Consider the following 24,221-nt stretch of genomic DNA (forward strand, 5'->3'; position numbering starts at 1 on the left):
AAACAACACCCAACCATAACCACCACAAGCGGATGATCATCGACATCGGATGCTTTCACCAAATACAAAATTCGGCACTGACATTCATCGACACACTGTTGAGTTCTCAAAGAACACGCACACACCACACACCCACGAAAACCATGTTCTCGCAGCGCCTGGGGCAACCGTTCCAGCCTAGCTAATCCAAGCGACCGAGTCAATAACCCCGTCACATCGAACCACCCTCACACGACAACATGATCTTGCCGAACCAGGATTTTCAGTGCAAACCCCGTACAACCTCGTGTCCCGGTCCGTGAAGACCAGGTCGGTGTCCGGCTCGCTCTGACTTGGATAAAGTTACGCGCAGGAGAACAACGCGTCAAATCCCCAGGTCGCTGGAAGTCCGCCGGCCAAACTCCGTGGTGGCAGGCGGTCCGAGCTCTTGCTGCTAGCGCTTCCGCGCGAATCACACGCATGTGACTCCGGCCACCACGATACCGATTACAACGTTCCGGTGATCTGTACCCCGGCAAAGTTTCGCTTTCCACGGCGTACCACCAGCCATTGCCCATGAAGAAGGTCGCTGCTAGTCGGTGTCCAGTCCTCGGTTACGACCTTCTGGTTGTTCACTGAAGCGCCGCCTTCCTTTACGGCCCGTCGCGCCGCGCCCTTACTATCCGAGAGCCCGGTGGCTACAAGGAGATCGATAATCGTCTTGGGATCACCCTCGTGAATCTGTGCAATCGACGCCTCGCGCAGTGCCGCGGCGAGAGTTGTCTCGTCGAGCTCTCCCAGTTCCGCGCGGCCGAACAACGCCTGGCTGGCGAGCTCCACCGCACGGGTGTTCGCTTCACCGTGAACCAGCGTCGTCATCTCGGCCGCAAGGCGACGCTGCGCCTCGCGGGCATGGGGTCGCTCTTTGGTGGCGATGTCCAGCTCATCGAGCTCGGCTCGATCCAGGAAGGTGAACCAGCGGAGGTACTTCACCACGTCGGCGTCGCCGGTGTTCACGAAGTACTGGTACCAGGCGTACGGGCTGGTCATCTCCGGGTCGAGCCACAGGCTTCCCCCACCGGTGGACTTGCCGAACTTTTTTCCATCTGCAGACGTGACCAACGGGACCGTCATCCCATGCACGGACTCCGCGTCCTGGCGCCTGTTCAGTTCCACCCCTGCAACGATGTTCCCCCATTGATCGGACCCACCGATCTGGAGCGAGCACCCGTACGTGCGCCTCAACTGCACGTAGTCGTTCGCTTGCAGAAGCATGTAACTGAACTCGGTGTAGGACATACCGTCGCCGTCGAGCCGCTTCTTCACCGTGTCCCGTGCCAGCATCACGTTGATGGAGAAATGCTTGCCGATGTCCCGCAAGAAATCGATCGCCGACAGCTCGCCGGTCCAGTTCAGGTTGTTCTCCACAATTGCGCCGGTCGCAGTTTCATCGAATTCGACGAAACGCTCGAGCTGACCACGGATGCGATCGGACCAGTCGCGGACGGTATCGGAGGAGTTCATGGTCCGCTCCCCCACATCCCTGGGGTCGCCGATGAGTCCGGTCGCGCCGCCCGCCATGACGATGGGGCGGTGGCCTGCTCGCTGAAATCGTGTCAGCGCGAGCAAGGGAACCAGGTGACCGGCATGCAGGCTGGGGCCGGTCGGATCGAAGCCCGCATACAGAGTGATCGGACCCGCCTCGGTCGCCTTCTTCAGCTCGTCCACATCGGTGGACTGCGCGATGAGCCCTCGCCAGGTCAATTCGTCGATAATGTTCTCACTCACGCGTTCGATTCTCCCGCATGTGCGTTACGACGCCATCGTCAGGCCTCCGGCTCACCCACGAGTCGAGCCTTCGGACTGCGCCGGTAGCTCGATACCGACGAAGACCCTCGAATCCAGAATCGCCATTCCCTTTCTGCCGCAACACTGACTCCTACGCGCGGGCCGGATGCGATCTCATCGGAGTACGCAGCAAACAGAGGCATTGCCAGAGTTATCGGCGAATCTGCGTCGAACAGCGCTGTTCCGTTGTCCGCGAGACCGATTCCGAGTGCGCTGCCGAGATTTCCCGGCCCCTTCGCCAAGGAAGCAGCCGATCTTGCTGCTGGGCGCCGGGCAGCCACGATGTCGTGGCCGTCGACAACCTCACCTGCCCGAAGAAGCACGGCGGCGGGCGTCCCGTCGGGACCGCAGCTGACGTTCATGCAGAGATGCATTCCGTAGCTGAGGTAGACGTACAGGCGACCCGCGGGTCCGAACATCACCGCGTTGCGGTTCGTCTGCCCGCGGTACGAGTGCGCGGCCGGGTCCGGCCACGGACCGTCGATCGGTCCGCCGTATGCCTCTACTTCGACGATTCGAACCACGACGCCGCCGGCGGTCAAAGTGCCACCGAGTATCCGTCGTGCCATCTCCGGGGGATCACCGTATTCGAGTTCTGCCAGGCCCACGCGTCCTATGATGCCGCCCCTTGACCGCTGGCCATCACCGGGGTTATAAATTCATCATGCGATGAAATCATCGAATGATGAGATCCAGGAGGCACTGTTATGTCTGTCGACTCGGTGAATGCCGTCGAGATAACGAACCTCACCGTTCGACGCCGAAAAAGAGTGGCTCTCGATGATGTGAACTTGTCCATCCCACGCGGCACCATCACGGGGCTTCTCGGACCCTCCGGATGCGGAAAGTCAACGTTGATGCGGGCCATCGTCGGTACTCAGATAGTCCAGAGCGGAACGGTTGAAGTGCTCGGCTTACGTGCCGGATCCAAACGCCTACGCGCCACAGTCGGCTACGTCGCGCAAGCCCCCAGCGTCTACGGGGATCTGACTGTCCGCGAGAACGTCGCATACTTTGCCGCACTGTTCGGGCGCACAGTCGCTTCTGCGGACTCTGCCATCGAGTCCGTCGGGCTGACCGACCACGCATCGTCGCCGGCGGGTGAATTGTCCGGCGGTCAGCTGGGTCGGGTGTCGCTGGCAAGTGCACTGGTCGCCGAGCCCGAATTCATCGTCCTCGACGAACCGACCGTCGGACTGGATCCTGTACTCCGTGCCGAGTTGTGGAAACGATTTGCCGACCTCGCCGCATCCGGCACCACAATTCTGGTGTCCAGTCACGCCATGGAAGAGGCTGATCACTGCAGTCGACTGATCTTGATGCGCGACGGCAGAGTGCTGGCGGAGCTCAGTCCAGCCGAACTCCGCTCCCGGACGGGCGAAACCAGCCTCGAACAAGCATTTCTCTCGTTGATCCTCTCCGCGGCACCGATCGAGACGGCGTCATGAGCGCGCGCATCTATGCCGCGGGTACCGGGCGGATCCTGCGACAACTGCGGGCCGATCGTCGAACCGTCGCGATGATCTTGCTGGTCCCATCCCTACTGATGGTGTTGCTTTATTTCCTGTACGCGAATGTTCCGACACCGGCCGGCCAGCAGTCGCTGTTCGACCGCATAGCAATCACGATGCTCGGCATCCTCCCCTTCGTCGTGATGTTCCTGATCACCTCCATCGCGATGCAACGCGAACGAACTTCGGGAACCCTCGAACGACTACTGACGACTCCGATGTCGAAGCTGGAGTTATTGGGGAGCTACGGGTCGGCATTCTCCGTAGCCGCACTCGGTCAGGCCCTGCTCGCCTGCGCGGTAACTTTCGGGGCACTCGGATTGACGACGGCCGGACCAGCGGTGTGGGTTGTCGTCATTGCTGTGCTCGTGGCGATGTTGGGTGTGTCGATCGGTCTACTGTGCAGTGCCTTCGCGAAAACCGAGTTCCAGGCAGTTCAATTCATGCCCTTGGTAGTGCTTCCGCAGTTCTTCCTGTGTGGCCTGCTCGTGCCGCGTGATCAGATGCCGGACTGGCTGCACATCATCAGTAACTTTTTGCCACTCACCTACGCCGTCGACGCACTGCAAGAAGTCTCGCTGCACACCGGTGTCACCGGGAGAATGGGGGCCGACATAGCGGTGGTCGCCGGCTTCACCGTGCTTGCTCTTTGTGCTGGAGCGGCAACGCTGCGACGGAGAACCCCGTGACCGAAGCGAACGGTGTCGGAAGCAAATCAGGGCGAAGGCCAGGGCAATCGAAAACCCGGGAGGCGATCCTTGCGTCCGCTCGCACCCGGTTCGCGCGGTCCGGTTTCGATACGACCTCCATCCGCAGCGTCGCTGCCGATGCAGGCGTCGACTCTGCACTCGTCCACCACTACTTCGGCACCAAACGAGGCCTGTTCGTTGCAGCAATTGCACTCCCCGCTGACCCAGCCGACGTTCTGGAACCTGTCGCAGTTGCCGACAACGACGACCTTGGTCGCGCCCTGGCTACTGCAATTCTGGGCGTGTGGGACTCGAAAGACGGTGAAGCCGTCATCGCAGCGTTCCGATCCATGATCGCATCCGGGGATACGACGTTGATCGGTACATTTCTCCTGCAGGTCGCACTCCGCGACGTTGCGAAAAGAGTCGACAGCCCGATCGGTTCGGCGCTCGAACGCGTGAACCTCGTCGCGTCACAGATGGCTGGACTGCTGCTCACCCGTCACATACTCGCGCTCGAACCGCTGGCGTCGATGCCCGTCGCTCGGGTTGTCGACTGGGTAGCCCCGATCCTGCAGCAGTACCTCACCGGGCCCATGCCCGAAAAGTAGCGACTAGGACTGTGCCCGCGCCACAATGGACTCGTGCTCGGCCTGATCCACGTCGCGCGCCTCATCTACCAGCAACACCGGAATCCCATTCTCGATCGGGTAAGCGCGCTGCAGCCGGGGGTTGTACAGCAGTTCGTCATCGACAAGTAGCAACGGCCCCTTGTCCACGGGGCACGCAAGAATACTGAGGAGCGTCTGATCGATAGCCACTGAAGTCCTTCTCTCGGTGTTTGTCCTACCTGGCCGGAGCGAAGTCCGTGCGATCAACTTATCCGATGATCGATCCATCGCAGCCTCGACTGCCTGACGAGGGCCTGTCAGCTCTTCGTGAACTGTTCGGCGACAACCGCTTTCGTCAACCGTCGGTAAGACCCCGAGTCGGTGTCGTAGTACCAGGACCTGACACCCGGAACCGGAACCCCGGCCTTCTGCAGTTCGGTCATCTTTGGCCGGAACGCGCGAGAAAGCGAAATCTCGTCGACGATGTGGACGATGTCGGGGCGCTGAGCCGGCAGTAACACTGCCATCACATCGCTTACGGTTTTGACCGGCAGCGAGTTGTCCCCCCGCACGGACACCCCGCATACTGCGATCTCGTCGACACGTCGATCCGAACGGTGATGTTCTCTGCTCGAACCGATCGGATCGACGCCGTACACGACAACCGACACGACGTCCTCGACGTCACCGAACGCGTCGATGATCGGCTGAGTGAAGACCGGTCCGCGTCGAGTCTTCACGACGGTGTCCTTGCGATCGACGAGCCAGAAGTCCCCGTCGGAGTCGCGTCGAAATAGATTCTCCGTCGGAATCCACGAGTCTCCTGGCTGGAAGACATCGCGCATCAGCGGACTGGTGACCTCGCCGTCGCTTCCCGGACGTCCGAGTAGAAGGCCGACCTCATCGTCTCGGCACATGCGAACGAAGCCATCTTCGTCCTCCTCGAGCCGGCCGTTGATCGGATCGTAGGCGGCAAGTGCCACCCTGGCGCTCCCCGGAAGCGGTCGCCCCTTGGAGCCGATCTTCGAACCGCCTACGTTGGCGAGGATGACGTCGTTCTCAGTGGAGGCATAAAATTCGAGCACCCGTGCAGGCGCGAACCGCTCCAGCGTGCGTTTCCAGAGACCGACGGGCATTCCGGACCCGATGAAGAGTCGAACCGGATGACTCATGTCCAGAGCCGAGAGCTCGTCGTCGAGTATCGCCTGCATCATCGCCCAGGTGTAACTGATGACGGTGACCCCGTACCGAGATACTTCCTCGGCGAATCGGGTCGGTTCGAGACCACGCGAAAGCGCTATGCGCGAACCACCGGCAAGTGCGCCACCCACGCTGACCAGCAATCCGGCGGAATGATGAAGAGGGGCAAGGCAATACACTGTGTCGCCACTACCCAAAGCCGCTGCTGTTGCAGTGCCGAACGCGGACAGGGCCCAACGATGGTTGGTGATGAAGCGCGGTTCCAACCCACGCTCGGTCGGGTTGAACAGCACCACTGCCAGTTCCCGGGCACGGCCAGGATCCGGTGAGTACCACGCGGGCAATCGCACCGAGTCCGGGTCGATCAGTTCGAGATCGACGACATCGGAACCCGAGGGAATGTCGAGAGTTCGAACGTCTCCGCCACCTAGAACGAGTACGTTGGCGGCCACCGAAGTCGCTGCCTTCATGTTCTCGGGATCAGCGATGACGGTGTCCACGTCGATCGCCCGCAGTGCGCTCTCCAGATCTCCCCCCGGTGGGAAGAGTACTGCGACAGCGCCGATACGCGACAACGCTGTGATGGCCGCCAACGCGCTGGGGCGAGTGTCCATCAGTACACCGATGCGAGCGGACGGCCTGACACCCGACGCGAGCAGACCTCGGACCACGTTGTCGATACGAGCATTGACGGCCCGGTAGGTGTGGACACGGTCGTCGAACAAGAAGCACTCGCCGTTGGGCGACTTTCGACCCTGTTCCGCGATGAGTCGTCCCAGTGACACGAGAGTGTGGGGTTGCATCTGACCGAGTCGCGCCAACCTCGGCAAGGTTCTAACGGCCTCGGTGGAGATCTCGCGAGTGCCACGCACCGCGCCGGCGGCAGCCGAAGCAAGTCCACGACCGACCCCTACTCCAACCTCGGCAATCGAGGCTGCAGTGTGGATGATCCGGTTGCTCACCGATACACCACTCTCGGTGTCCTGGTGCTCGCCGTACATCATCTCGTGCGCGGCTTCGGGCTTGTCTCCAAGACCTTCACGCCAACGAACCCACTCCCCCGTTGTCGGCCACGTCTGCGACGCGGCCAAGCTCCCGACTACGAGCCCGAAATGCCCTGCACGAAGCGTACTTTCGTACACTTCTGCGCGCGGCGCCGCCCGCCTGATGCCGCGCACGGCCAGTGGCTGCCCGATGTCGTCGACCTCGCCGATGAACGCGAGAACCGGAACCGTCAAATTCGACAATGTGAGCAAGCGATCCTTGATGACGAAACCGCCGGTCATCATTCTGTTGTGCACCACGAATTGCTTCAAAAGCTCCGCTACAGCGGGACCCGACCACGCGACCCAGCCGTCGAGAGCAAGGAAGCGACGCTGTGGTTCGCGCGGGAGCAACGCTTCGCGGTCGTGGAGTTGTCGTAGAAAATCGAGCCGCGATCGCACGGTCTTGGCTGGATCGAGGAGTTGAAATCCAGTACGGGCCATCCACCCGGATACTGCCAGCCGCGTGAATACGTGGTCGGCAAGGAACTCGGCGCCGCGCGTAGCCACACCGGCTGGAATACCGAGCGGCAGCGCTGCCAGAGTGTCGACCGGAGCACCGAACGTGATGAGGCTGGCCAGGTTTCGTCCGCCGCGATAGGCAGCCGCTTGGTAACAGAACATCCCACCCTGGGAATAGCCGGCGAGGTGGACGTCACGTCCGGTGTGCTCGTGAACCTTGTCGATGACCTCGCTGATGGCTACGACATGATCGGCGAGGGTACGACTCCATCCGCCCTCCTCGGTGTCGGGGGAACCGAAATCGACGACCCATGGATCGAGGCCCATCCTGTGCAGAATCCCGGCGGCGCCATGGTCGGTGGTCACGTCGTATACGTCCGCCGACACCATCATCGGCGGAACGAGAACGACCGGAGGCCTGGAATCGGTACCGAGGGCGTCGGGGAAGTAGCGACGCAACTTGTACATCGGTTCTCGATCGACGATCTTGAAGGGAGATGAATCGACCTCGGTTTCGAGCCCGCCCAAACGGATGACTTCCAGTCCGTTCTGTGCAGTTGCGATCGCACGTCGCAACGGTCCGCGGACCGCGTCTGCATTCAGTCCCACAACTACAACTCCCGGTTCGATCCCCTGCATTTCGGGATATGGACTCCGACCGCCCACTTGCCACGTTTCCGCAAGCTTGCCATACGCCCGTCCGAAATCCGGCGAACATGACTGTTTTGCGTCTCAGTGCGTTCGGATGCCCGAATCGACCCAATTCCGAAGACGCTCCGCCGTCGAACGAACTCCGTTCAACTGCTTGACGACCTGAACCGCAGCAGTCCCACCTCGTGAATCACGAGAAGAGATGGATCCCTCGACGGTCAGAACGGTGCGCACCTCCGGCGTCAGAGCCGGGTCGATAGAGGACAACTCCTCATCGGTGAGTTCGGCCAAGCCCACACCGCGTGCCTCGGCAGCCTTGACGCAAGCACCTGCAGCTTCGTGCGCCACCCGGAACGGAATGCCCTGACGAACCAGCCACTCGGCGATATCGGTGGCCAACGTGAAGCCTGCCGGCGCCAGTTCTGCCAGACGATCGACATGAAACTCGAGGGTCTGCACCAAACCGGCAAGAGCTGGAAGCAACAACTCCAACTGGGCAACGGAGTCGAAGACCGGCTCCTTGTCCTCCTGCAAGTCCCTGTTGTACGCCAGAGGCTGAGCCTTCAGAGTTGCCAACAATCCCGTGAGATTTCCGATCAGCCGACCCGATTTACCACGCGTCAGCTCCGCGACGTCGGGATTCTTCTTCTGCGGCATGATCGAACTTCCGGTGGACCACGCGTCGGCCAGCGTCACGTAGCCGTACTCCGGCGTACTCCACGAAATGATCTCCTCAGCCAGACGCGAGAGGTCGACAGCCGTCATCGCCAGGACGAACGCTGCCTCAGCGGCGAAATCACGTGAAGAAGTTGCATCGATCGAGTTCTCCGCCGAGGACTCGAACCCCAACTCCGCAGCAATCTTCTCCGGGCTCAGCCCGAGCGAGGAACCAGCCAACGCCCCCGACCCGTAGGGCGACACAGCGGCCCTGACGTCGAAGTCCACGAACCGCTGAACATCTCGCAACAACGGATGAGTGTGGGCAAGGAGATGATGTGCAAGAAGTACCGGCTGCGCCGCCTGCGAATGCGTCTTCCCAGGCATGACCGCGCTCGAATGCGACGCAGCCTGCTGTGCAAGGGAATCCACTACATCGAGTACGCCCGTCGATACCCGACGAACAGCGTCACGTAGCCACATACGGAACAGAGTCGCGACTTGGTCGTTGCGTGAGCGGCCTGCCCGAAGACGTCCACCTACCTCGGCTCCCACCCGATCGATCAGACCCCGTTCCAGTGCACCGTGGACGTCCTCGTCGGACTCCGCTGCTACAAATGCGCCGGATGCGACATCGTCGGCCAAACCCTGCAAGCCGGCGAGCATCGTCTCGAGATCCTGAGCCGTCAACAAACCTGCGCCGTTGAGGACGCGGGCATGTGCCATCGACGCCCGAATGTCGTAGGGCGCAAGGACCCAATCGAAATGGGTGGACTTGCTCAGTGCCGCCATGGCCGCTGCGGGGCCGGACGCAAAGCGTCCGCCCCACAGTGACCCCTCGTTGGTGCCATGAGCGCCGGACGAACTCACAATCCCAGATCCCGCTTGTGGGCGATCTTCGACGACAACCCATGAAGCTGGACGAACCCCTTGGCGGACGACTGATCGAAAGTGTCGCCCTCGTCGTACGTCGCGAGATTGAAGTCGTACAGCGACTTGTCGCTGCGGCGTCCGTTGACGCTGATGGAACCCGCATGCAGCGCAAGGCGGATTTCACCGGACACGTGCTCTTGGGTGTGCTCGTTGAACGTATCGAGCGCACCCTTGAGGGGGGAATACCACAGACCGTCGTACACCAGCTCGGCCCACTTCTGATCGGTGTGCCGCTTGTGACGGCCGAGCTCACGCTCGAGGGTGACGTGCTCGAGTTCCTCGTGCGCGCGGATCAGGACCATCGCGCCTGGAACCTCGTAGATCTCGCGGCTCTTGATGCCCACGAGACGGTCCTCGACTACATCGAGACGGCCGACGCCCTGAGCGCCCGCCCGCGTGTTCAGTTCCTGGATCGCTTCGAGAACCGACACCGGACGGCCGTCGATGCTGACCGGACGGCCCTTTTCGAAGCCGATGATGAGCTCGTCCGGGGCTGTCCAGTTGGCCGATGGATCCTGGGTGTAGTCGTAGACGTCCTTCGTCGGGGCGTTCCACAGATCTTCGAGGAAGCCGGTCTCGACTGCACGGCCCCACACGTTCTGATCGATCGAGAAGGGGGACTTCTTGCTGACGTTGATCGGAATCTTGTTCTCTTCGGCGAACGCAATCGCCTTCTCCCGCGTCCAGGCGTAATCGCGAACGGGAGCGAGGACGTCGAGCTCGGGTGCGAGTGTGTTGAACCCGACCTCGAAGCGAACCTGGTCGTTGCCCTTACCGGTGCAACCGTGTGCGACGACTGTTCCACCGTGCGAGCGAGCAGCCTCGACGAGATGCTTGACGATCAGCGGACGGCTGATCGCAGACACCAGCGGGTAGCGATCCATGTACAGCGCATTGTTCTGAATCGTCGGCAGGCAGTACTCGTCGGCGAACTCGTCCCGGGCGTCGACGACGACGGCCTCGACAGCACCACAATCGAGGGCGCGCTGGCGCACGACCTCCATGTCCTCACCGCCCTGACCCAAATCGATGGCGACGGCGACGACCTCTTTGCCGGTCTCCTTGCCGATCCAACTGATGGCGACGGAGGTGTCCAATCCGCCCGAGTAGGCGAGAATGACGCGTTCGGCCATGATGTATGCGCTCCTTTGTAGCTGTGGGTAATTCTCGGTTTTGCCGTCGGCGGGACTGCTAATCCGCGCGTCTGGCCAATCTTTCCAGCTTGTCCGCGAGCTCTTGTCCGGTGAGTGGTTCGCGGGCGATCACCAAAATGGTGTCATCCCCGGCAATCGTTCCCACAATCTCCCTCAAAGAGGCCCGGTCGAGCGCGCTGGCGAGGTAGTGCGCAGCGCCCGGCGGTGTTCGGAGAACAGCTTGATTTCCGCTCCAGTCCGTCGAAACCAGCAGCTCGCCGAGCATACGAGTGAGTCGGTCCGTTCCGCCGGATACGCCTCGAAAAGGGCTACCGTCCTCGGGAACCACGTAGACCCCGGCGCCGCCGTCGGCCGCACGAAGTTTGACGGCTCCGAGCTCGTCGAGATCACGCGAGAGTGTCGCCTGGGTGACATCGATACCTTCGGCGACCAGTAACGATGCGAGCTCCGGCTGACTGCGCACCTGGTGTGTCGACAGCAGGGACACGATGCGTGCCTGCCTGCCTGCCCGCGTAGACGCCGTCAACGGCATCGACTGCGTCGGTGGCATCGACGACACCTGCTCGCTCACGGCCGTCGCGCCTGCTCGAGCAGCCAGACCAGCAGCGCCTTCTGCGCATGCAACCGGTTCTCGGCCTCGTCCCATACGACGCTGCGAGGCCCATCGAGAACCTCGTCGGTGATCTCTTCCCCGCGATGTGCGGGCAAGCAATGCAGTACGACGGCGTCGGGCTTGGCAAGTGCCAACAACTCGGTGTCGATCCGGTACGGCCGAAACGGTGCGACGCGATCGAGTCCGTCGTTCTCCTGACCCATCGACGTCCACGTATCGGTAACCAGAGCGTCTGCGCCCGTCGCAGCGGCCTGGGGGTCGTCGGTGATCGTGATCGTGGCCCCCGTCTGCGCAGCGCGCGCCCTAGCCGCCTCGAGCACGTAATCCAGCGGTGCGAACTCCTTCGGCGCAGCAATCGTCACATTGATTCCTGCGGTGACGCCGCCGAGCAGGAGCGAATGCGCCATGTTGTTCGCTCCGTCACCGAAGTACGCGAGTTCCAGGCCCGTCAACGAGCCCTTCTGCTCGGCGAGAGTCTGCAGATCGGCGAGCACCTGGCACGGATGGAACTCGTCGGACAACGCATTGACGATCGGGACGGTGGCACCCAACGCCATCTGTTCGAGTCGCTTCTGCCCGAACGTGCGCCACACGACCGCCTCGACGTAGCGCGAGAGCACCCTGCCGGTGTCCTGCAGAGTCTCTTCACGCCCCAGCTGAGTATCGCGGCCATCGACGACGACAGCATGACCGCCGAGCTGTGCAATCCCGATCTCGAAGGAAAAACGAGTTCGAGTGGAATTCTTCTCGAAGATGACTCCGACGCCCTGCGGCCCCTCGAGTGGTCGCTTCGAGAACGGAGCGCGCTTGAGTTCGGCGGCGATGGCGAGAACCTCGCCCTGCTGCTGCGGAGTCAGGTCGTCGTCCCGCAGGAAGTTGATCATTGCCATGGCTATTCCGTTTCCTGTGCTGAATCGAGAAGTGTGGGAAGCGCTGCGACGAACGATGCAGCTTGGTCCTCGGTCAGAACGAGTGGTGGAGCGAGACGCAGCACATCGGGCTGCGCCGCGTTGATCAGGAATCCGGCCTCACGTGCGGCCGACTCGACGGCAGGTGCGACGGGCTGGGTCAGCACCACGCCGAGCAGCAGGCCTGCACCGCGGACTCGGTCGACGAGAGGGTGGTTCAATTCCTCGATCGAATGAATGAGCAGCTTCCCCATCCGATCTGCATGCGAGATCAGATCGTCCTGTGCGATCGTGCGCAGGACAGCGAGGGCAGCGGCCGCGCACACGGGATTGCCACCGAACGTCGTGCCGTGCTTTCCCGGGTGCAGCAAGGTGGCCGCCTCGCCGATACCGATACATGCACCGATCGGCAATCCACCACCGAGGCCCTTGGCGAGCGTGATGACGTCCGGCACAATTCCCACGGCCTGGTGCGCGTAGAACCACCCGGTGCGGCCGATTCCGGTCTGGACCTCGTCCAGAACCAACAGAGCGCCGTGACGGGCCGTGATCTCGCGAGCTGCAACGAGATACCCCTCGGGGGGAACGACAACGCCTCCCTCACCCATGATGGGTTCGAGGAACACCGCTGCAGTATCGGAATCGACAGCAGCCTCGAGTGCCGCGACATCGCCGTACGGCACGTGCTGAACGCCTGCGGGCATCGGCTCGAACGGCACACGCTTGTCCGGCTGCCCTGTCAACGCCAAGGCACCCATCGTGCGCCCATGGAACGACTTCTCTGCCGCGATGATGTTCGGACGACCGGTCAACCGGGCAATCTTGAAGGCAGCCTCGTTTGCCTCCGTGCCCGAGTTGCACAGGAACACGCGACCCGACGTCTCCGCACCGAGATTGGCGAGCAGCTGTTCGGCCAGGGCGATACCCGGTTCGCTCGCATACAGATTCGACGTGTGACCCAGCGTCGACAACTGCGTGGTCACCGCTTCGATGACGGCGGGATGCCCGTGACCGAGGATGTTGACAGCAATCCCAGCCAACAGGTCGAGGTATTCCTTGCCGTCGGCGTCGGTGACGACAGCGCCCTGACCGCGGACCAGAGCGACACGCGGCACGCCGTAATTGTTCATCAGCGAGTTCGACCACCGCGCCTGGAGATCGGCGGTTGCGACATGGTCGGTCATAGCTGGTTTTCCTTTTCTGCTTGTTGGGCGGGATGCACCATCGTGCCGATTCCTTCGCCCGTGAAGAGTTCGACGAGAACCGAGTGCGGCACTCGGCCGTCGATGACGTGTGCCGACGGAACACCACCCAGAACTGCGCGTAAGCAGGCCTCCATCTTGGGCACCATGCCCGCGTCGAGGGACGGCAGAAGCGCTGACAATGCGTCGACATCGATCTTCGACGTCAAAGACGAACGATCGGGCCAATCGGTGTACAGCCCATCGACATCGGTGAGGACAACCAATTTCTCGGCCCCGATGGCTTCCGCGAGCGCTGCCGCAGCAGTATCTGCATTGATGTTGTGTACGACGCCGTCGGCATCGGGTGCGATGGTGGAGACCACCGGAATCCGGCCCGCGGCAATGAGATCGAGCACGGCGTCCGGGTTGACCGAGGTGACGTCGCCGACGAGGCCGATGTCGGTTTCGATGCCGTCGACCATGACGGTGCGCTTCGACGCGGTGAAAAGATGTGCATCTTCCCCGGAGATGCCCACGGCGTAGGGGCCGTGACTGTTGATCAGACCGACGAGCTCACGACCGACCTGGCCGAACAGCACCATCCGCACGACATCCATGACCTCAGGGGTGGTGACGCGGAATCCTCCACGGAATTCCCCGGTCATGCCCAAGCGCGACAGCATCGCAGTTATCTGTGGTCCGCCGCCGTGCACGACGACCGGATGGATGCCGATGGTCCGCAGAAAAACCATGTCCTCGGCGAACGCACGCTTGAGATCGTCGTCGATCATGGCGTTCCCGCCGTACTTGACCACGATGATCTTGTCGTGAAACTTCTGCAGCCACGGCAGCGCACCCGCAAGCGTGTGCGCCTTCTGCGTAGCAGACAAACCCGACCCGGTCACGAGGAGTACGCCGAGTTCTCTTCGACGTACGCATGTGAAAGATCGGTCGTGCGGATGACCACCGACGCGTCGCCCACACCCAGATCGATCGTCAATTCGATATCTTCTCCGGACAGATCCACCTCGCGTGCGTCGGGAGCGCCGACACCATCGATGCACACCGGATGTCCGTTGAACGAGACGCAGAGTCGGTCGGGATCGAGCTCGATCGGCGCAATACCGATTGCGGCCAGCACTCGGCCCCAGTTCGGGTCCGAACCGAACAACGCAGTTTTCACGAGGCTGTCACGCGCGACGGTTCGGGCACCGATCAGTGCGTCGTCCTCCGATACGGCACCGGACACCTTCACGAGAATTCTCTTGGTGACGCCTTCTGCGTCGGCCATCAGCTGATCTGCCAGATCATCACAGACAGCAAGTACTGCGGCGTCGAGATCCTCCTGGGACGGCGCCACCCCGCTCGCGCCCGAGGACAGAAGCAACACGGTGTCGTTCGTGGACGTCGCGCCGTCGACATCGAGCCGATCGAAGGACAACCGTGTGGCGTTGCGCAGCGCGGTGTCGAGCTGGTCTGCGGTGGCAACGGCATCGGTCGTGACGACGCACAGCATCGTCGCGAGTGAGGGTGCGAGCATCCCTGCGCCCTTTGCCATTCCACCGACATTCCACTTGTCGACATGATGAACCGCAGCTTGCTTGGGCACGGTATCGGTCGTCATGATGGCATGTGCCGCATCGGTACCGCCGGAAATCCCACCGGCGAGCTCGTGGACCACCTCGGTGACACCGGGTATCAGTTTGTCCATCGGCAACCTGTCACCGATCAACCCGGTCGAACAGACTGCGACCTCGACGGCCCCGGTCTCAGTCCCCCAATTGCTCAGCGCGCCGGCAACTTCCTCCGCAGTGCGATGCGCATCCCTAAAGCCGGGCGCACCGGTGCAGGCGTTGGCACCACCCGAGTTCAAGATGACCGCACGGAGCTTTCCGGTACTCAACACCTGTTGCGACCACAGCACGGGTGCAGCTTTGACCTTGTTGCGGGTGAAGACGCCTGCCGCGGTCAGATCCGGGCCCTCGTTGAAGACCAATGCAAGGTCGGTTCTACCGCTGACCTTGATGCCTGCGGCGATTCCAGCGCCGCGAAAACCAGCGGAGGCCGTCACTCCCTGTGTCCGAACGAGCTTGCCAGGCAAAGCATGTGCATCAGCAAGACTGATCACGGTGCAACTCCCACTGTCGAGAGACCGTCGGTCTCGGGTATTCCAAGGGCAAGATTCATCGATTGCACTGCGCCGCCTGCGGTGCCTTTGGCCAGGTTGTCGATCACACCGATGACGACGAGCAAACCGGCATCGACATCGACCGACACACTGAGCTGCACTGCATTGGACCCGATCACAGCACCTGTCTGAGGCAACCTGCCACCACCTAGTACGTGCACGAACGGCTCAGCTGCATAAGCCTTTTCGTACACCTCGATCGCCTGTTCCTGCGTCGCCGTCGAGACGGCCGTGCAGGTGGCGAGAATTCCGCGGGGCATGGGAGCGAGGATGGGAGTGAACGACACCGAAACCGGGACCGGGGACAGCGCAGAAAGGTTTTGAATGATCTCCGGAGTGTGCCGATGGGCACCGGCGACTGCGTAAGCCCGTACAGATCCCATGACTTCGGACCCGAGCAGGTCTGCTTTCGGGGCTCGTCCCGCCCCCGAAGTTCCGGTCACGGCAACAACATTGACGCGCGGTTCGATAATGCCGGCAGCGACGGCCGGAGCGAGCGCAAGACTAGACACCGTCGGATAGCAACCCGGCACAGCGATGCGCGTGGCACCGACGAGCTTCTCCCGTGCACCCGGTAATTCGGGCAAACCGTAAGGCCACGTTCCCGCGTGCGGAGTCTTGTAGTACTTCTCCCATGCGGATGGGTCGGTGAGTCGAAAGTCGGCACCGCAATCGATGATGACGACGGTGTCGGGAAGCTGATTGGCGATTTCTGCGGACTTGCCGTGCGGAAGCCCCAGAAATACGACGTCATGTCCGGCAAGTTCGTCGATGGTCGTTTCCGACAGCACGCGATCCGCGAGTGGCAGTAGATGGGGATGGAAGTCACCCAGCTCCGCGCCAGCATTACCTCCGGCGGTCAACGATCCGATGACGAGCGCCCCTGATCGCACGCCCGGGTGGCCGAGCAACAATCGCAGAATCTCGCCACCTGCGTATCCGCTTGCCCCCGCGACTGCGATTTTCAGCGGAGCTGACCGCTCACCGTCATTCGTTGCATCAACCATACGTTTGATTATGCACCATCATGCAAGCTCATTCATAGTTGGGGCGACTGTCGGCTCAACTATCTTTCATCGACCGCCGGATCTCCTCGAGCTTCTTTCGCCCCGACTCCTGGCGTTCGTTCCACTGTTCATCCAGCGTACGACCAGCCGGGCTGAGGTGATCGAGTTCCTCGGCGCCCAGCGCGGTACCCGTCCGAAGCTCGACCTTGTCCCGAACGCTGTCCCACGTGGGAACACCCTCTTCGCTGTATCCGGTCGGCGACTCCTGGGCCGAGTAACCAGAGCTCACTCCCCCGATGGACTGAGCGCCGTCGCTGTCACCGACAACTTCTGCATCCAGAATCCCCACCGGCAGATCACCGACCGGTTGGTCGATTCGCGGTCGCGTCAAACCCGGAACGTCGACGTCCGGAACATCGCCTGGCGGAACCGTGCCCGGCTCGACACCACCACTGGCCGTAACTATTTCGGCCAGTACCGCCGATGCTGCGGCATGAACGGGCGCAAGAGCCGGACGGCCGCCAACCGAAGCAAGCACCTCCCGCAACACCGCTACATCGGATCGATCCTCTGCGCTACCGGTGACCATGATTCCTCCTCTGTCCTCGAGTCCGTGCCCCCACGCTACGGAAGAGCGACAGCGGATGTATCAGCTCCGCCAGCGTGCTCCGACTGCGTCTCCCGCCGCAGCAACTGCTGCATCACGAGCCTCTGACGCCTGCGCCTCGGTCAATGTTCCGTCCGGACCGCGGAAGACGAGCGCAAAAGCCAGCGACTTTTGCCCCTCGCCGACCTGTTCGCCTTCGTAGACGTCGAAGAGCCGAATGTCCTCGAGCAATTCACCCGCGCCGGACTTCAACGCCGATTCCACCTCGGAGGCTGGGACGGTGTCGGCAACCACAACAGCGACATCTTGCATCACCGCCGGGTACGGAGAGACCACCGGCGCCGGGAACGACTCGACGATCGGCAATGCATCAAGATTCATCTCGACCGCACACGTACGCGCAGGCAATTCCGCCCGCTCGAGCACTGCCGGGTGCAACTCCCCCGCATAACCCACTACGACGCCCTCGACAACCAACTCCGCGCACCTCCCCGGATGCCACGGCAACTTCTGTGCAGCCCTCAACTCGATCTCGACCCCCGCTGCAGTCGCTACGGTTCTCGCCGCGGCGAAAGCGTCCGACGCCTCCACTGGTCGGCCCGGACCCCAGGGGCCCGCCGGCACACTGTGACCGGTAAGGACCGCACCGACATGAACGGGCTGATCCGGCAGTGACCCACGAAGGTGAGCGATGTCCGCGTCCGACGGCCGAGTATCGACGGCAATGGGCTCCACCGTGACGGTGTCGTCGCCGGGCAGAACGACCTGCGCTATTCCGAACAGCAACACATCACGCTGACCACGAGAGACGTTGCGCGCGAGAATCTCGAGCAAGCCGGGAAGAATGGTCGACGCCAGTTCCGGCCGATCGGCTTCCAACGGGTTGAGCACCGTGGTGGTTCGTCGACGCGCATCATCAGCCGGAAGGCCCCACGTATCGAAGACCCCGGTCGGAAGGAACACCGTCGGCAACACCTCGACGTAACCGGCGAATGCAAGCGACTTGCCGACTGCGCGCTTTCGCTTCTGCGCGGGGGTCAGTCCACGGCCCGCGGGTGCTGAGGGCAATACGGACGGAATCTTCTCCAGACCCTCCAGCCGCAGAACTTCCTCGACGAGGTCTGCTGGTTCCTGCAGATCCGGCCGCCAGGTCGGCGGCGTCACGACGAGTTCACCGTGACCCGACTCGCTGACTCCGACCTCGACCTCACACCCGACCTGGGTGAGTCTGCGCGCCGCGACGCCGTTCGGATACGCCACCCCGGCGACGCGGTCGGGTAGGTCGAAATCCATGCGGACGGGGGGGAACATCACTGCTGATCCGACATCGGTCAGGAGTGGCTCGACTCGGCCACCAGCGATGTCCACGAGCAGCTGAGCGGCACGATCGAGCGCAGCGACAGGCAGCGCTGAATCCACCGTCCGCTCGAAACGCTTGCTGGCCTCGCTCACCAATTTGTGACGCCTACCGGTCCGAAACACCGCCAAAGGATCGAACGAGGCAGCCTCGAGAATCACATCGACGGTGTCGACGCCGACCTCGGTCGATGCCCCACCCATCACTCCGGCCAGCGAAATCGCACCAGAATCATCGGCTATGACGACATCCTCCGCGTCCAGAGTTCGCTCGACGTCGTCGAGAGTCGTGAGCTTCTCCCCCGCCTTTGCACGACGGACGACGATGTCACCCGACAACTTCGCGGCGTCGAACGCGTGCAAAGGCTGCCCCAGCTCGTGCAGAACGTAATTCGTCACATCGACCGCCGCCGAAATCGGCCGGACGCCCGCGAGAAGCAGACGACGCTGAATCCACCACGGCGTGACTGCAGCCGGATCGATCCCGCTGACCTTCCGCAACGCAAACCGAGCGGCTTTCGACTCGGTCTCGACCGTCGCAGGCCACACTTCACCTTCGTTGTTCTGCACCGGGCCACTGGCAGGATCTGCAAATTCGAGATCGAAGCTACTCGCAAGCTCACGCGCGAGACCGCGCACCGAGAACGCGTAGCCACGGTCCGGCGTCACGTTGAGCTCGATGACCGAATCATCCAGACCGAGAACTACTTTGGCATCGTCACCGGGTGTAGCAGTCCCCTCGGGCAGGACCAGAATACCGGAATGATCGCGGCCGAGACCGAGCTCTGACGTCGAGCAGATCATGCCGTTCGACGTTTTGCCGTACGTCTCACGCGCAGCAATAGCGAAGCCACCCGGAAGCACGCTGCCCGGCAACGCGGCGACGATCAGATCACCTTCGGCGAAGTTACGAGCCCCGCACACGATCTCCTGCGGTTTCTCTGCCCCGACGTCCACCGAACAGAACCGAATCGGCTTCTTGAACTCCGTCAACTCGGTGATCGACGAAACACGGCCGACGACCAGGGGGCCCGTCACCTGGTCGAGCGAGTCGAGCTCTTCGACCTCGAAGCCGACCCGAACGAAGCCCTCGTCGAGTTCTTCCGGCGTCACTTTCCACTCCGGCGCCGTGCGCTGTAGAACCTCGGTCAACCAGGATTGTGGAACTCGCACGTCTGCTCAGCTCTTTCTGCATGTCGAAAACGGTGGTGCCTCGCGGGCAGTCGGTAAAGAAACGTTGCGTCCCGTCAGGCCTCGACGCCGAAGGGCAAAGTGAAACGAATATCACCCTCGACGATGTCGCGCATATCGGGAATGTCGTTGCGGAACTGCAGAGTCCGCTCCAAGCCCATCCCGAACGCAAATCCCGAGTACACCTCCGGATCGATCCCGCTGGCACGAAGAACCTTAGGATTGACCATTCCGCAGCCGCCCCATTCCACCCAGCCGGCTCCGCCCTTCTTCTTCGGGAACCACACGTCCACCTCCGCCGAAGGCTCGGTGAACGGAAAGTAGTTGGGACGCATACGCGTGCGCGTCTCGTCACCGAACAGTGCTCGCGCAAACGCGTCGAGGGTTCCACGCAGATGAGCCATCGTCAGCCCCTTGTCGATCGCAAGACCTTCCACCTGGTGGAACACCGGGGTGTGCGTCGAGTCGAGCTCGTCGGTGCGAAAGGTTCTACCTGGGCAGACAATGTAGATCGGCAGCTCGCGCGACAGCATCGAGCGCACCTGTACAGGCGAGGTATGAGTCCGAAGCACCTGACGTGAACCCTCAGGTGCGATATGGAACGTGTCCTGCATGGTGCGCGCAGGATGATCAGGCAGGAAGTTGAGAGCGTCGAAGTTGAAATGCTCGGCCTCGACTTCCGGACCCTCCTCGACTTCCCATCCCATTGCGACGAAAACATCCGCGACCTGGTCGGAAATGATCGTGATGGGGTGGCGCGCGCCCACCGGGCGGACATTCGACGGCAACGTCACGTCGATCGTCTCCGCCACGAGAATCGCCGCATCGCGCTCGGCGAGAAGAACCTCGCGGCGCGCGTCGAACGCCTTCTGCACACGATCGCGCGCGACCTTGACTCGTTTGCCGGCGTCAGCCTTCTGATCCCCCGGAATCGAGCCGAGAGCTCGCTGAGCCAGGGCCAGCGGCGCGCGGTTGCCGATGTGCTCGATCTTCACCTTCGACAACTCGTCCAGATCATGTACGTCGGCGAATGCCTTCTCCGCACCGTCGACTGCAGCACCCAGTGCGGACTCCTCGAGCACGCTCGGATCGACAGGCTGGGCGTTGTCGCCATCTTTCTTCGCCACGAGAGGTGCAACTCCTTGATGGTGGTTGATGTCGTTCGAACGACCCTGCCGATCCTAAGCGAGAAGGTCGAGTCAATTATTGCGGGACCTGCGCTGAGCGCGGGCACTCGAGTACAAGCAGATAGCTGCCGCTGTGGCGAGGTTCAAGCTCTCGGCACGACCATGAATGGGAATCCTGACGCGATGATCGGCCGAAGCCGCCACAGCCGCGTCCAATCCGTGAGCTTCGTTGCCGAACAACCACGCCGTCGGGCCACTCAGCAGCTCGTCGGCATCATCTAGATCGATCTCACCATCGGCTGCGGTGGCAACAATCTTCACTCCGCTCGCTCGCAGGGCATCGAGCCCCTGTTCGACCGAGCGTTCACGAGCGATCGGCAAGTGAAAAAGACTCCCTGCCGACGCTCGGACACACTTGCCGTTGTGCGGATCGACCGAGTCCCCCAGCAGTACGACTGCATCGGCACCGACAGCGTCGGCGACCCGGATGACCGTGCCAGCGTTACCCGGCTCCGATACCTCCACCGGAACGGCGATCAAAGTGGGATCGACTCCGAGCGCATCGCCGAGGCCAACATCCACAAGTCGACAGACCGCGACGATCCCGGGCGGTGTCACCGTGTCGGAAAGACTCTTCGCCGCTCGAGCGCTGATGGCATGGGTGCGAATTCCCGCGCTGCGGGCTGCATCGAGAACGCCGCCGTTGCGGTCGACGGAATCCTCCGCATAGAACAACTCTCGGACGACACCCGCACCGAGTGCCTCGGTCACCGAATTGGTTCCTTCGGCCAGGAACAGCCCCGACTTGCGACGCTCCGACGCACGCAATAGCTTCACAGCCGAAACGACCCGTGGAGTCCGCTCGGTGAGCATATCCACGGGCCGTTCAGGATCGAGATCGTCGTGCGTCAGCTTGCTCAGGCTGCTTCTCCAGCAGGAGCGTTGACGTCGGCAGGCAGTGCAGCCTTGGCGATGGCCACCAGGCCGGCGAAAGCCGGTGCATCCGACACAGCGAGCTCGGCGAGGATCTTGCGGTCGACCTCGACGCCCCCGAGCCTCAGGCCCTGGATCAAGCGGTTGTACGTGATGTCGTTGGCGCGAGCTGCTGCGTTGATACGCGTGATCCACAGCCGACGGAAGTCACCCTTGCGTGCCTTACGGTCACGGTATGCATAGGTGAGCGAGTGGAGCTGCTGCTCCTTGGCCTTGGTGTACAGACGTGAGCGCTGTCCGCGGTATCCCTTGGATGCCTCGAGAATCGAACGGCGCTTCTTCTGGGCGTTGACCGCCCGTTTTACGCGTGCCACTGGTAAATCCTGTCGATCTGGGGGCTTCTAGAAACCCCGAATGGTAATGGGATGGCGCCGACCGAGACGGTCGACTACGAAGTCCAGATCAGATGCCGAGCAGGCGCTTGATCCGCGGCACGTCGGCCTTGGTCACAACTGCAACGCCGTCGAGACGACGGGTTCTCCTGCTGGACTTGTGCTCCAGCAAGTGGCGACGACCAGCCTTCTGGCGCATGATCTTGCCGCTGCCGGACACCTTGAATCGCTTCTTGGCGCCACTGTGAGTCTTCTGCTTGGGCATGGAGTCCTCAGTTCTGTGTTGCTCTTCGGTCTTGCTCGGCACGTCCATGCCGATCTCGTCGGCAAAGAACGTCTTACGGGTCGTAGACGGTTCGGTAGCGCAGTCTCTAGTTACTCGGCGGCGTTGCTGCTGCCGGAGCATCTGTCGGAGCCGGCTCTGCAGCGGCGGGTGCCGGAGCAGCCGGAGCCGAAGTAGTCGGTGCCGGCTCTGCAGCGGCGGGTGCCGGAGCAGGAGCACGCTGAGCGGGCGGAGCCGCCGCACTTTCCTGTGCCTTGACGCGAGTCTTGGCACCCTTGTGTGGAGCCAAGACCATCGTCATGTTGCGACCGTCCTGCTTGGCCGAGGTCTCGACGAAGCCAAGATCTGCAACGTCTGCGCCCAGCCGCTGCAGCAGACGGAATCCGAGCTCCGGACGAGACTGCTCGCGACCACGGAACATAATGGTGACCTTGACCTTCGACCCGGCTTCGAGGAAGCGAACAACGTTGCGCTTCTTGGTCTCGTAGTCGTGGGCGTCGATCTTCGGGCGGAGCTTCTGCTCCTTGATCACGGTGAGGGTCTGGTTCTTGCGCGATTCGCGCGCCTTCTGCGCTGCCTCGTACTTGAACTTCCCGTAGTCCATGATCTTGCAGACCGGCGGACGAGCGTCGGGAGCCACTTCTACGAGATCGAGATCGGCTTCGAGAGCCAAGCGGAGTGCATCTTCAACACGCACGATGCCAACCTGTTCACCGCCAGGTCCGACTAAACGAACCTCGGGAACACGAATGCGATCGTTGATGCGAGTCTCAGTGCTGATGGGGCCTCCTAGGTAGTGCGGTGAGGGGTCTAGCGACCGCCCGCCATTGGCACAGCCCGCCTGCCCGGGTCCTTCGACACTCATTGTCGGAGAACACTCTCTCCTACAACGAAAAAACCCTACTCCAGCATTCCGCTGGTGCAGGGCCCGATGTCGACCGATCGACAAATACCGCATACATCGCAATATCGTCTCCTCCGAAGAGGAAGCCCGAGCGGCATCTCTGCTACTGCGGGCGACCGGACCGGTACCAGCTTGAACACTGGGTACCGGTGGGAGTCGGGCTCCACTTGCTGCCTCCGAACTGTGCACTCTCGTGAGAGAGAACACGCCGGAGACGGTCGATGAGGAACAGTACCAGCCACCCAGGGGTTCAGAGAAATCGGCGCCGGCGGGAGCGAGCCGAGAGCGTTAATGAAGCATTCAAGCGATGCGGGCAATCTCAAGTGATCGTATGGATGAACCATTCGAGCGGTGTGGGCATTGCCGCGGTACACCTGATGTCAGCGGCTCGCGCCGCCGTGCCATCCTCGTGAGCATGACGAGCACTCCCGAACCTGTCAATGAAAGCCGCGAACCAGAAGTCCGCGAACTCGCAGACGTTCCCGCTGTCGAAGTAATCAGCCGCGCCGCCGTGATGCTCATGAGCTCCGCAGCCGAGAAGCTCGGCCTCTCCGAGCCGGACCCGTCGGAAAGCCCCTACCTCGATCTCGACGAAGCGCGCCGAGTCATCACCGCACTCGCAGGACTCGTCACTGCATCGGTCGAGTACCTCGGACCGCACGCCGGACCGATCCGCGAAGGGCTTCAGGCGCTACAGAAGGCATTCCGCGAAGCGTCCGCGCATCCTGACGAGCCAGGCAAAGGCCCCGGAGAGAAGTACACCGGCCCGGTGTACTGATCCGCTTCCTCC

The 24,221-nt window shown here is 62.2% G+C and carries 23 protein-coding genes; 4 read left to right on the forward strand and 19 right to left on the reverse strand.

Features of this window, described 5'->3' with window-relative positions; genetic code table 11:
• Positions 1–486 precede the first annotated feature (486 nt).
• Complete coding sequence (gene tyrS / locus O1W68_RS11850; RefSeq protein ID WP_269303790.1) at positions 487–1,767, reverse strand: tyrosine--tRNA ligase; 1,281 nt, start codon at positions 1,765–1,767, stop codon at positions 487–489.
• Positions 1,768–1,805: 38 nt separating this feature from the next.
• A complete protein-coding gene (locus O1W68_RS11855) occupies positions 1,806–2,435 on the reverse strand; it encodes a DNA-3-methyladenine glycosylase (RefSeq protein ID WP_442972347.1) in 630 nt (209 codons plus the stop codon).
• A gap of 99 nt (positions 2,436–2,534) precedes the next feature.
• Here O1W68_RS11855 and O1W68_RS11860 point away from each other — a divergent pair, with 99 nt between their 5' ends.
• From O1W68_RS11860 to O1W68_RS11870, 3 genes are read left to right on the forward strand one after another with little or no spacing between them, the layout of a single operon-like run.
• A complete protein-coding gene (locus O1W68_RS11860; protein WP_269303792.1) occupies positions 2,535–3,275 on the forward strand; it encodes an ABC transporter ATP-binding protein in 741 nt (246 codons plus the stop codon).
• A complete protein-coding gene (locus O1W68_RS11865; RefSeq protein ID WP_269303794.1) occupies positions 3,272–4,027 on the forward strand; it encodes an ABC transporter permease in 756 nt (251 codons plus the stop codon). The genes O1W68_RS11860 and O1W68_RS11865 overlap by 4 nt, the downstream gene beginning before the upstream one ends.
• Entirely contained in the window at positions 4,024–4,638 is a 615-nt protein-coding gene (locus O1W68_RS11870; protein ID WP_269303796.1) for a TetR/AcrR family transcriptional regulator, read from the forward strand. Before O1W68_RS11865 ends, O1W68_RS11870 begins: the two co-directional genes overlap by 4 nt.
• A 3-nt stretch (positions 4,639–4,641) precedes the next feature.
• On the opposite strand, the gene O1W68_RS11875 is transcribed toward O1W68_RS11870, so the two are convergent.
• The 17 genes from O1W68_RS11875 to infC all read right to left on the reverse strand — a co-directional run bounded on the left by O1W68_RS11875 (position 4,642) and on the right by infC (position 23,392).
• Complete coding sequence (locus O1W68_RS11875; RefSeq protein WP_269303798.1) at positions 4,642–4,848, reverse strand: Trm112 family protein; 207 nt, start codon at positions 4,846–4,848, stop codon at positions 4,642–4,644.
• A 107-nt stretch (positions 4,849–4,955) separates the two neighbouring features.
• Positions 4,956–7,982, reverse strand: a complete 3,027-nt coding sequence (locus O1W68_RS11880) for an AMP-binding protein (protein ID WP_269303800.1) — start codon at positions 7,980–7,982, stop codon at positions 4,956–4,958.
• Positions 7,983–8,075: 93 nt separating this feature from the next.
• The gene (gene argH, locus O1W68_RS11885) at positions 8,076–9,521 is read right to left on the reverse strand and encodes an argininosuccinate lyase (RefSeq protein ID WP_269303802.1); all 1,446 of its coding nucleotides are present in this window, start codon (positions 9,519–9,521) and stop codon (positions 8,076–8,078) included.
• On the reverse strand, positions 9,518–10,717 hold the full coding sequence (locus O1W68_RS11890; protein ID WP_269303804.1) for an argininosuccinate synthase: 1,200 nt from the start codon (positions 10,715–10,717) through the stop codon (positions 9,518–9,520). The genes argH and O1W68_RS11890 overlap by 4 nt, the downstream gene beginning before the upstream one ends.
• Positions 10,718–10,775: 58 nt before the next feature.
• On the reverse strand, positions 10,776–11,288 hold the full coding sequence (locus O1W68_RS11895) for an arginine repressor (RefSeq protein WP_442972361.1): 513 nt from the start codon (positions 11,286–11,288) through the stop codon (positions 10,776–10,778).
• Between the two features lie 17 nt (positions 11,289–11,305).
• On the reverse strand, positions 11,306–12,241 hold the full coding sequence (gene argF, locus O1W68_RS11900; protein WP_269303806.1) for an ornithine carbamoyltransferase: 936 nt from the start codon (positions 12,239–12,241) through the stop codon (positions 11,306–11,308).
• 2 nt (positions 12,242–12,243) lie between these two features.
• Positions 12,244–13,443, reverse strand: a complete 1,200-nt coding sequence (locus O1W68_RS11905) for an acetylornithine transaminase (protein WP_269303808.1) — start codon at positions 13,441–13,443, stop codon at positions 12,244–12,246.
• Complete coding sequence (gene argB, locus O1W68_RS11910; protein WP_269303810.1) at positions 13,440–14,348, reverse strand: acetylglutamate kinase; 909 nt, start codon at positions 14,346–14,348, stop codon at positions 13,440–13,442. Before argB ends, O1W68_RS11905 begins: the two co-directional genes overlap by 4 nt.
• Positions 14,345–15,568: a bifunctional glutamate N-acetyltransferase/amino-acid acetyltransferase ArgJ gene (argJ, locus tag O1W68_RS11915; RefSeq protein WP_269304477.1), complete on the reverse strand. Its 1,224-nt coding sequence runs from the start codon at positions 15,566–15,568 to the stop codon at positions 14,345–14,347. Before argJ ends, argB begins: the two co-directional genes overlap by 4 nt.
• Positions 15,568–16,638, reverse strand: a complete 1,071-nt coding sequence (argC, locus tag O1W68_RS11920) for an N-acetyl-gamma-glutamyl-phosphate reductase (protein ID WP_269303811.1) — start codon at positions 16,636–16,638, stop codon at positions 15,568–15,570. Before argC ends, argJ begins: the two co-directional genes overlap by 1 nt.
• 55 nt (positions 16,639–16,693) lie before the next feature.
• Positions 16,694–17,227 carry a hypothetical protein gene (locus O1W68_RS11925; RefSeq protein WP_269303814.1) on the reverse strand — a complete coding sequence of 178 codons (534 nt, stop codon included), beginning with the start codon at positions 17,225–17,227 and terminating at the stop codon, positions 16,694–16,696.
• A 60-nt stretch (positions 17,228–17,287) separates the two neighbouring features.
• Positions 17,288–19,774, reverse strand: coding sequence for a phenylalanine--tRNA ligase subunit beta (gene pheT, locus O1W68_RS11930; RefSeq protein ID WP_269303816.1), 2,487 nt, complete (start codon positions 19,772–19,774; stop codon positions 17,288–17,290).
• Between the two features lie 74 nt (positions 19,775–19,848).
• Positions 19,849–20,919, reverse strand: coding sequence for a phenylalanine--tRNA ligase subunit alpha (pheS, locus tag O1W68_RS11935; RefSeq protein ID WP_269303817.1), 1,071 nt, complete (start codon positions 20,917–20,919; stop codon positions 19,849–19,851).
• A gap of 72 nt (positions 20,920–20,991) precedes the next feature.
• Positions 20,992–21,798 (reverse strand): TrmH family RNA methyltransferase, encoded by an 807-nt coding sequence (locus O1W68_RS11940; RefSeq protein WP_269303819.1) that lies wholly within the window; start codon positions 21,796–21,798, stop codon positions 20,992–20,994.
• 38 nt (positions 21,799–21,836) lie between these two features.
• Positions 21,837–22,226 (reverse strand): 50S ribosomal protein L20, encoded by a 390-nt coding sequence (gene rplT / locus O1W68_RS11945; RefSeq protein WP_084346513.1) that lies wholly within the window; start codon positions 22,224–22,226, stop codon positions 21,837–21,839.
• Positions 22,227–22,314: 88 nt separating this feature from the next.
• Entirely contained in the window at positions 22,315–22,509 is a 195-nt protein-coding gene (gene rpmI / locus O1W68_RS11950; protein ID WP_088945860.1) for a 50S ribosomal protein L35, read from the reverse strand.
• 106 nt (positions 22,510–22,615) lie between these two features.
• The gene (infC, locus tag O1W68_RS11955; RefSeq protein ID WP_269303823.1) at positions 22,616–23,392 is read right to left on the reverse strand and encodes a translation initiation factor IF-3; all 777 of its coding nucleotides are present in this window, start codon (positions 23,390–23,392) and stop codon (positions 22,616–22,618) included.
• A 454-nt stretch (positions 23,393–23,846) separates the two neighbouring features.
• Between infC and O1W68_RS11960 the strand changes: the two genes are divergently transcribed.
• Positions 23,847–24,209 carry a DUF1844 domain-containing protein gene (locus O1W68_RS11960; RefSeq protein ID WP_269303825.1) on the forward strand — a complete coding sequence of 121 codons (363 nt, stop codon included), beginning with the start codon at positions 23,847–23,849 and terminating at the stop codon, positions 24,207–24,209.
• The last annotated feature ends 12 nt before the right edge of the window (positions 24,210–24,221 follow it).

This window comes from Rhodococcus sp. H36-A4 (assembly GCF_027158005.1).
Taxonomy (GTDB): Bacteria; Actinomycetota; Actinomycetes; order Mycobacteriales; family Mycobacteriaceae; genus Rhodococcoides.